This is a genomic window from Neisseria flava, assembly GCF_982712965.1.
Genome location: NZ_CEXQBZ010000052.1, coordinates 1 through 9,194, shown reverse-complemented (window position 1 = coordinate 9,194; position 9,194 = coordinate 1). Strand labels below are relative to the sequence as shown.

Annotated in this window: 6 protein-coding genes and 1 pseudogene; 3 read left to right on the top strand and 4 right to left on the bottom strand. The window is 52.6% G+C overall.

Annotation, left to right across the window (positions count from 1 at the left end; all coding sequences use genetic code 11):
• Nucleotides 1–74 precede the first annotated feature (74 nt).
• The 4 genes from AC5M9B_RS03425 to AC5M9B_RS03410 form a co-directional block, all read right to left on the bottom strand.
• Nucleotides 75–1,115, bottom strand: coding sequence for a hypothetical protein (locus AC5M9B_RS03425; protein WP_487648260.1), 1,041 nt, complete (start codon nt 1,113–1,115; stop codon nt 75–77).
• Nucleotides 1,116–1,286: 171 nt separating this feature from the next.
• Complete coding sequence (locus tag AC5M9B_RS03420; protein ID WP_487648259.1) at nt 1,287–1,451, bottom strand: hypothetical protein; 165 nt, start codon at nt 1,449–1,451, stop codon at nt 1,287–1,289.
• A 366-nt stretch (nt 1,452–1,817) separates the two neighbouring features.
• Nucleotides 1,818–3,020 carry a tryptophan synthase subunit beta gene (gene trpB / locus AC5M9B_RS03415; protein ID WP_487648258.1) on the bottom strand — a complete coding sequence of 401 codons (1,203 nt, stop codon included), beginning with the start codon at nt 3,018–3,020 and terminating at the stop codon, nt 1,818–1,820.
• A gap of 221 nt (nt 3,021–3,241) precedes the next feature.
• On the bottom strand, nt 3,242–4,765 hold the full coding sequence (locus AC5M9B_RS03410) for a fumarate hydratase (protein ID WP_003740750.1): 1,524 nt from the start codon (nt 4,763–4,765) through the stop codon (nt 3,242–3,244).
• An 825-nt stretch (nt 4,766–5,590) separates the two neighbouring features.
• Here AC5M9B_RS03410 and AC5M9B_RS03405 point away from each other — a divergent pair.
• From AC5M9B_RS03405 to AC5M9B_RS03395, 3 genes and pseudogenes are all read left to right on the top strand, one after another.
• On the top strand, nt 5,591–6,229 hold the full coding sequence (locus AC5M9B_RS03405; protein ID WP_487648257.1) for a 2Fe-2S iron-sulfur cluster-binding protein: 639 nt from the start codon (nt 5,591–5,593) through the stop codon (nt 6,227–6,229).
• Nucleotides 6,229–7,857, top strand: coding sequence for an FAD-binding protein (locus AC5M9B_RS03400; protein ID WP_487648256.1), 1,629 nt, complete (start codon nt 6,229–6,231; stop codon nt 7,855–7,857). Before AC5M9B_RS03405 ends, AC5M9B_RS03400 begins: the two co-directional genes overlap by 1 nt.
• Nucleotides 7,854–9,107, top strand: a pseudogene (locus tag AC5M9B_RS03395) (complex I 51 kDa subunit family protein). The gene AC5M9B_RS03400 and the pseudogene AC5M9B_RS03395 overlap by 4 nt, the downstream one beginning before the upstream one ends.
• Nucleotides 9,108–9,194: the final 87 nt, after the last annotated feature.

The window sequence follows — 9,194 nt, the reverse complement described above, 5'->3', positions numbered from 1 at the left end:
AAATCAGAAAGGTTTTGAATTTTGAAAATGAGATTGAGCATAAAATTTTAGTAACCTATGTTATTGCAAAGGTCTCAGTCTGATTGAAGATCCTCTATCTCCCCAGATTTATCTGTATTATCTCCTTCCTGTTGAATTGGAACATTCAATTCCGACTGTTGCACCATGATTTCATTCACTGACGGTAGAACATTATCGGAGGTTTGAGCATCATCGTCCGCACCTTCCCTCTGTTGGACTTCAACATCATTTTGTGCTTCCAAGTTCTCTTCCGGAGTATGTTCCCTTTGCGTTTGGACAGGCTGCGTCAGTGCTTTAAGGTCGGTCATTTCGACTTTTTCGCTATCTACAATCAGCTTGCCTTCGGTATGGACTTCACCGATGATGTTCAAGGATTTGCTCTTGATTTCCAGATTGCCGAATTTTTGGTTGCCTATCAGAGTAATACCCTCGCTAGTCATTGAGGTATCATCACCATATTTAGAAAAATCGATGTCGCCGACAAAAGCAACTTCTGTTTCTCCTTTGGATGGATCGTTATAAAAGCTGAACGGATTTTGTCCTTTAGAAATTTCCGATTCAATATAATCAGCAGCTTTGCCGATAAGATATGTAATAACTCCTCCCGCTACTACTGATAATATTACGACTCCTGTTGTTGGCAATAAACCTGCTGCCAATGCACCTACCAATCGGACTCCTCCGCCAACGGCTAAAGTTCCGCCGATCATATTAGTCGCCATCTTAGCAATCTGCCCTGTTACCGCATCCCAATCGGAATCTTTACCGCTTTCGTAGGCAACATTAGCGCGGCGACCGAGTTCGTAGCCGTCAACCACAGTGCCTACCCCGCCTGCGACTTTACTCAGCATACCTGCCATATAAGCTTTACCGTGGAAGTCGCCGTATTGCTGTTTCAGTACATCACCCTGTTTGCGGATTTCCTGAATTTCCCTGTTTACGTCATCGGTACTTTTCAGGTAGTCGATTTTGGCGTCGCTGAAGCGTTCGGGGACAGTATTGTCCTCAAACATAATCATGCCATTTGACAGAGTTTTGGCAAGCTCATATTTACCTTGATAAAGCTTCTCTGTACGAAATGCCTGCTTGGTCATTTCCCTGTCTGCAATCTCAGCTGCGGATTTGACTTGTGCAGCGGTATCGCCTACCGCACTTTGGGCAGCGGCTTCAGCATCTTTAGGCTTGACTGCTTGCTCGGATGGGTTCTCTGATTTGGCTTCAATAGGAGATTTTGCTGCTGCATTTTGAGATGTAGGAATATTTTCCTACTTTTGCTCACCGGCTTGAGAAGTTTTTGCCACCGTTTGAAGTTCATTTCCTGCCGAAGGTTTTGGAGAAGTGGATTCAGCTAAAATTGAAATTGCCGTATCGTTGGTACTATCTATATCCCCATCGGGAACAGATTCAGCTCCTATGTAATAACTTTCCATTTTACCAATATCGACATAAACCCTTGACCCGGTAACAACAATCGGATAATGATCTTGGGCTAATGTATCTCCCTCATATCAATGAATACCATTAGGAATTAAGGGAACCAAATCCTGTTTTCCTTCCTCATCTTCTTTACATTCGTCTTCGCAATCATACGGACCCCACTTAGTCATATGCTTCTTTACATTTTTTACATTAGTTAATAAGAACTACTACGATTTACATTAAAGTAAAAAGTTCCAAAAAGACGTAAGCCCATTTTCCTTACAAATGAATTTTCCTTACAAACGAAAAGGTCGTCTGAAAACCTATTTACTCAGTTTTCAGACGACCTTTTGTCTTTATCCGCTCAACGGCGATACTTACAACTTAATCCCCTTCAACTTCGCCACAGTATTGATGTCTTTATCGCCACGGCCGGACAGGTTGACCAGAATCACTTGGTCTTTGCCCATTTTCGGCGCGTTGGCGACTGCCCATGCGAGGGCGTGGCTGGATTCGAGCGCGGGGATGATGCCTTCGAAGCGGCATAACAAATCAAAGGCTTCGAGTGCTTCGTCGTCTTTGGCGACGGTGTATTCGACGCGCTTGATGTCGTTCAGGTGGCTATGTTCCGGGCCGATGCCGGGGTAGTCCAGGCCTGCGGAAACGGAGTGCGTCCCCAAAACTTGGCCGTTTCCGTCCTGCATCAGGTAGCTGCGGAAGCCGTGCAATACGCCGATGGGGGCTTTGCTGGTAATCGGCGCGGCGTGGTCGGGGGTGTCCACGCCCAAACCGCCGGCTTCCACGCCGACGAGGCGCACGTTTTCTTCGCCGATATACGGGTGGAACAGGCCGATGGCGTTCGAGCCGCCGCCGACGCAGGCAACGGCGACATCGGGCTGTCTGCCGATGGCTTCCTGCATCTGCGCTTTGGCTTCGTTGCCGATGACGCATTGGAAATCGCGTACCATTTCGGGATACGGCGCGGGGCCGGCGGCGGTGCCGATGATGTAGAACGTGTCGTCCACGCGGGCAACCCATTCGCGCATGGCTTCGTTCATCGCGTCTTTCAGCGTGCGGCTGCCGCTGTCGACGCTGACCACGTTTGCGCCCAATAATTTCATGCGGAACACGTTGGGCATTTGGCGCTGGATATCGTCCGCGCCCATGTACACGTCGCAAGTCATGCCGAAGCGGGCGGCAACGGTGGCGGAGGCCACGCCGTGCTGACCCGCGCCGGTTTCGGCGATGACGCGTTTTTTACCCATGCGGCGGGCAAGCAATGCCTGACCGATGGTATTGTTTACCTTGTGCGCGCCGGTGTGGTTCAAGTCTTCGCGCTTCAACCAGATTTGCGCGCCGCCCAAATGCTCGGACAATCGCGCGGCATGGTAAACGGGGCTGGGGCGGCCGACGTAGTGTTTCAAATCGCGGTGGAACTCTTCCCAAAACGACGGGTCGTTTTTCGCTGCTTTATAGGCATCCGCCAGCTCTTGCAAGGCGGGAATCAGGGTTTCGGAGACATAAAGCCCGCCGTGTTCGCCGAAAAAGCCCTTCTCGTCGGGCGCGTGGTAGTTTTTCATCGGATTTCTTCCTTGTCTGTTTTTTCAGACGACCTCGCTTTAAAAAGGTCGTCTGAAAGGGAAAATTGTCGGCAATTATAGCGGTTTTTTACGCCTTGTCGCAGGGTTTTGCCGGAATACGGATGCCGGTTTTACGCCATTGAAACCGTATTAGCCAAAAGGTCGTCTGAAAACCCTGTTTCAAGTTTTCAGACGACCTTTTTCAACCTGGCATCAAGGCATTAGGACTCGACGGGGATGATGCCGATTTTTGCCTGCCATTTGCGTGGGGCGGTGGCGTGGATGGACTCGCCTTTGCTGTCCACAGCGACGGTTACGGGCATGTCTTTGACTTCAAACTCGTAAACTGCTTCCATGCCCAATTCGGGGAACGCCAAGACTTTGGAGGATTTGATGGCTTTTGCCACGAGGTATGCCGCGCCGCCGACTGCCATGAGGTACACGGCTTTGTTGTCGGCAATGGCTTCGCAGGTGGCTGCGCCGCGCTCGGACTTGCCGATCATGCCCAAGAGGCCGGTTTGTTCGAGCATTTGGCGGGTGAATTTGTCCATGCGGGTGGCGGTGGTCGGACCTGCGGGACCGACGACTTCGTCGCCGACCGGATCAACGGGGCCGACGTAGTAAATCAGGCGGTTGGTGAAATCGACGGGCAACTCTTCGCCTTTGTCGAGCATATCGACGAGGCGTTTGTGCGCGGCATCACGACCGGTGAGGATTTTGCCGTTCAGCAGCAATACGTCGCCGGTTTTCCAGCTGGCAACTTCTTCTTTGGTCAGTTTATCGACATCGATGCGTTTGCCGTTGTCGGGGCTGTAAGTCAAATCTGGCCAGTCTTCAACGCGCGGCGGGGTCAGTTCGACCGGACCGGAGCCGTCCAATTCGAATTCGACGTGGCGGGTGGCGGCGCAGTTCGGAATCATGGCAATCGGTTTGGATGCGGCATGGGTCGGGTAATCGAGGATTTTGACGTCCAACACGGTGGTCAGACCGCCCAAACCTTGTGCGCCGATGCCCAGCGCGTTGACTTTTTCAAAGAGTTCGAGGCGCAGGGCTTCGGTGGTGGACAATTCTGCGCCTGACGCAGCTTTTTCCTGCAACTCTTGAATGTCGATGTGGCTCATCAGGGATTCTTTCGCCATCAGTACGGCTTTTTCGGGCGTGCCGCCGATACCGATGCCCAAGATGCCGGGAGGACACCAGCCCGCGCCCATGGTCGGGATGGTTTTCAATACCCAATCGACGATGTTGTCGGACGGATTGAGCATGGCGAGTTTGGATTTGTTTTCCGAGCCGCCGCCTTTTGCCGCGCAGGTTACTTCGACTTTATCACCCGGCACGATGCTCATGTGGATGACGGCGGGGGTGTTGTCTTTGGTGTTTTGGCGTTTGCCGGCAGGGTCGGCGAGGACGGAAGCGCGCAGGGTGTTGCCTTCCCAAGTGTAGGCGCGGCGTACGCCTTCGTTAACCATCTCTTCCACGCTCATGTCCGCATCCCATTGGACGTTCATGCCGACTTTGAGGAAAACGGTTGCGATACCGGTATCTTGACAGATGGGTCGGTTGTTTTCCGCACACATGCGGCTGTTGACCAAAATCTGCGTCATCGCGTCTTTGGCGGCGGGATTTTCTTCCTTCTGCCACGCCTTATAGAGTGCGTCGATGTAGTCTTTCGGATGGTAATAGCTGATGAATTGGAAGGCATCGCAGATACTTTGGATAAAGTCTTCTTGCTTGATGACGGTCATGATTGTGTTCCTTTTCTCATGGTAGGGAGGGTTTGTTCACTTTTTATAGATGTCGTTTTTCAGACGACCTTAATCGGTGTAATAGTGCTGTCAATCGATATGAGGCGACAATATGATTTTTATAATCCATTGATTTTCATAAAACTTAATAACCTATCATTTCACTCGGATGATGATAACGGATATTGTCGGCAATATTTACCGTAAGAAATAAAACTACAATTAATCTGTCCACTCAAATTCCAAAGGATCGTCTGAAAAGACTGGATTTACCGCCGCAATGAACCTTACTAATAACATGAATTTAAAAAGAAAAAATTACTTTTCAGACAACCTGTCTTTCTTTTTTCAACCATACACAAATGTAAAAGCCGTGTCATTCTACCTATGATGATTTTTGATGGAAGTCAAACTTAGCTACTTTTCTGAAATTTTATAACACCATTTGCATTTACTTACACTTAACAAATTTATTCAATAAATACATAGATATATACTTTTATATCAAACACTTAATAATGATATTTACTCGTATTTCAAAACAGTTTTTAGCAGTTATTCCTTTATCGTAAGTTTATTTTATCTTACAAAATAACAAGATGACACAAAGGTCGTCTGAAAACCGCTGTTTTTTGTTCACAATCCGCTCCTACCCTGCCTTTAAGACTCCGCCATCATCAAAAAATCTAAATTCTGATACACTAACAAAAGACAGTCAGACATTGATTTATAAGATGTTTTCTGAAAAATATACGCAACCCTAAAAAATTTGTAATAAAAATACACACATCCGATTTCCCCTATCTCATTCCACAGGACACTACCATGAGTGAAAACTTGTTAACCCTGACCATAGACGGCCACGAGGTCAAAGCCTCCGCCGACTCGTCAATCATTCAGGCCTATGCCCGTTCCGGCAGCGCGATTACCGCCAACGTCGGTTGTATGGGGCAAGGCGTGTGCGGTTCGTGTCGCTGCATGATCCGCAAGGAAGGCGAGCGTGAGGTAACGACTGCATTGGCGTGTGAAACCAAAGTCGAAGAAGGGATGCAGGTCAGCTTCTTGGACTACTTCATTCCCGAGCATATCCACTATTACGACGTGAGCGAGGTCGGCGACGGCTGGAACTGGCTGGACGACACCGCCAAAATCTTCCCCGAAGCGCAACACTGCCGTCATTGCGGCGGCTGCAACCGCGCCTGCCCCAAAGGTTTAGAAGTGGAAAACGGCGTGGCGCAAGTGGTATCGGGCGATTTCGGCGCGGCTGCGCTGACCTTCGACCAATGCGTGATGTGCAACCTCTGCACCCTTTCCTGCCCCGAACACATCCGTCCGAACCACTTTGGTCTGTTCGCCCGCCGCATGAAAGCGGCGCGCACGCTGCGTCCGGTGGATTTGATGCGCCGCCTGCGCGAAATCGACAGCGGCAAAATGAAAGTCGAATTTGAAGAGGAGGCAATGTGATGGCGAACGAAATCCGAGGCATAGACTACGAAACCGCCCTTGCCAACCTGCGCGCTTCCTCATTGGAACTGCGCGGCGACTTGCCGGAAAAAAACGAATTGTTGAGTCGGTTTCACCCCGACTATCAGGCCAATGCGCGCGTCAAACTGCCCATCGGACCGAATACGGGCGATTACTGTCATCCTGATTTGGCGAAACTGCTGATCAGCCATCCGCTGATTGACGACTATGATTTGTCGGGCGCGGAACACCTGAACACCGACGTGCTGGTTATCGGCGGCGGCGGTGCGGGTGCAGCGGCGGCGTTATCCGCGACCGAAGCAGGCGCGCGCGTGATTATGGCGAACAAGCTGCGTATCGGCGACAGCAATACCGTAATGGCAGAAGGCGGCATTCAGGCGGCGGTCGGCGCGGAAGACAGCTTGCAGCAGCACTTTGACGAGACCATTAAAGGCGGCCACAACGCAGGCAAGAAAGAATTGGTGGCGCAAATGGTTACCGACGCGCCGTCCGCCATCCGCTGGCTGATTGGCTTGGGCATGACTTTCGACCTTGCCAAAGGCGCGGACAGCAACGGCATGTTGAGCCGCAAACGTGCAGGCGGTACGACCGTGCCGCGCATCCTGAGCTACCGCGACTTTACCGGCCTCGAAATGATGCGCGTGCTGCGCGAGGCGGTCGAACTTGACGAAAATATTATCCAGCTCAACCGCCACCCCGCCATCGAATTATTGTCGGACGAACACGGCCGCTGCGTCGGCGCGATTTTGTACGATTTGGAAAAACGCTCCTTGGTATTGGTTCACGCCAAAGCCGTGGTCTTGGCAACCGGCGGCAGCGGACGCCTGCATTTGCAGGGTTTCGCCACTTCCAACCACTACGGCGCAACTGCCGACGGTCTGGTGATGGCATACCGCATCGGCGCGAAACTGCGCGACATCGATTCCTTCCAATACCATCCGACCGGCGTCGCCCATCCGCCGCACTTGGCGGGCGCGCTGATTTCCGAAGCCGTGCGCTCCGCAGGCACCAAACTGGTCAACGGTTTGGGCGAGCGTTTCGTTGATGAATTGCAGCCGCGCGACGTCGTTGCCGCCGCTATTTTGCGCGAGTGCCGCGAAGGCCGCGGCGTGGTGCGCGACGGACAAGTCGGCGTGTTCCTCGATACGCCGCGCCTGATTGAAAACGATCCCGACGTATTGAACCGTTTGGTAACACTAGGCCACGTTGCCCACAAATGCGGCATCGACCCTGCTATTGAGCCAGTCATGATTCATCCGACCCTGCACTATCAAAACGGCGGTATCGAAATCAACGGCGACGGCGCAACCTGCGTCGAAGGCCTCTATTGCGCCGGCGAAGTAACCGGCGGCATCCACGGCCGCAACCGTCTGATGGGCAACGCGCTTTTGGACATTATCAGCTTCGGCCGCCGCGCGGGTAAAGCCGCCGCCGGTTGCGGCCTGCCGCTGAAAAAAGTGCGCGGCGGTGTCGGACACGTCCACGATCTGCAACGCGAAATGACCCGCGCCGGACTGACCAGCGACATCAAAGCCCCCGTTTTATATCCCGACTACGGCAAATTCGATTTGCGCGAACACGCCGGTTTGCAGGAGCAACAATCATGAACCAAGCCAATCAAAACTTACTGCACCCGTCCCGCCAAGTCGGCGCGGATTTGGCTGCGTGGCGCAAAGTCGGCGGCGGCGAAGGCCTGCTGGCGGCGCTTGCCGATCCTCAAAGCATCGTTTCCAAGCTGCAAGATGCCAACCTCTGCGGCATGGGCGGTGCAGGTTTCCCGACCTGGCGCAAATGGGAGGCGGCCGTTGCCGCCCAAAGCAAACACGGCGACAAATACGTCGTCTGTAACGCCAACGAAGACGAACCGGGTACGTTCAAAGACCGCGTGTTGCTGGCGAAAACGCCGCACCAAGTCATCGAAGGCGTCCTGATTGCCGCCGTCGCCTGCCGCGCCAACAAAGCGATTATGTATGTCAACCCGCACCAGACCGAATCCATCGCCGCCATCGTGCCCGCCATCGAGCAATAGAAAAAAAGCGATTTGTTCATCCGCATCGAAAACTATCTGGGCAAACCTTTAGACCTGAAATTGGTCGAAACTTCAGGCCGCTACATCGGCGGCGAAGAAACCGCCGTGATTTCATGGTTGGAAGGCGGTTTCCCGTTCCCGCGCCGCAAGCCACCGTTCCCTGCCGAAAGCGGCGTAGCAGGCGAACCGACCTTAATCAACAATACCGAAACCTTCGCCAATATTCCGCAAATCCTTGCCAAAGGCGCGGAATGGTACAAATCGCTGGGTTTGGGCGATGCCGCAGGCACGAAACTCTACTCACTCTCCGGCGACGTATTGAATCCGGGTCTGTACGAACTGCCGATGGGTACGACCCTGCAATCGCTGATTTTCGACCACGGCGGCGGTATGCTCGAAGGGCGTACGTTTAAAGCCGTATTTACCGGCGGCCCGTCCAATACGCTTTTGACCGTCAAAGATTTGGACGTGCCTTTGGACTTCGTGTCCGTGCGCGAACGCAAATCCAGCCTCGGTACGGGTGCGATGATTGTGATTTCCGAAGGCACCAGCGTGGTGCGCAAAGTATCCGAGTATGTGGAATTTTTTGCGTCCAACTCATGCGGACAATGCCCGCCATGCAAAGGCGGCACGTTCCAACTTTCACGCTTGCTCAACCGCGTGGATACCGGCATCGGCACTTCAGACGATCTCCGCGCCCTGCAAAGCCTGTGCCAACTGCTGCCCCGAAGCGGCCGCTGCGGCCTGATCGACGGCGCGGTTACCGTGTTGCAAAGCTCGCTGCGCACCTTCCCCGAAGAGTACGGCCTGCCTGCAGAGCAGGATTAATCCGATACGGGGTTTCAGACGACGGCGGATTCGCATTTGAAGTGCAACTTTCCCTAACAGAAAAAGGCCAGTATGCGGTAGCATACG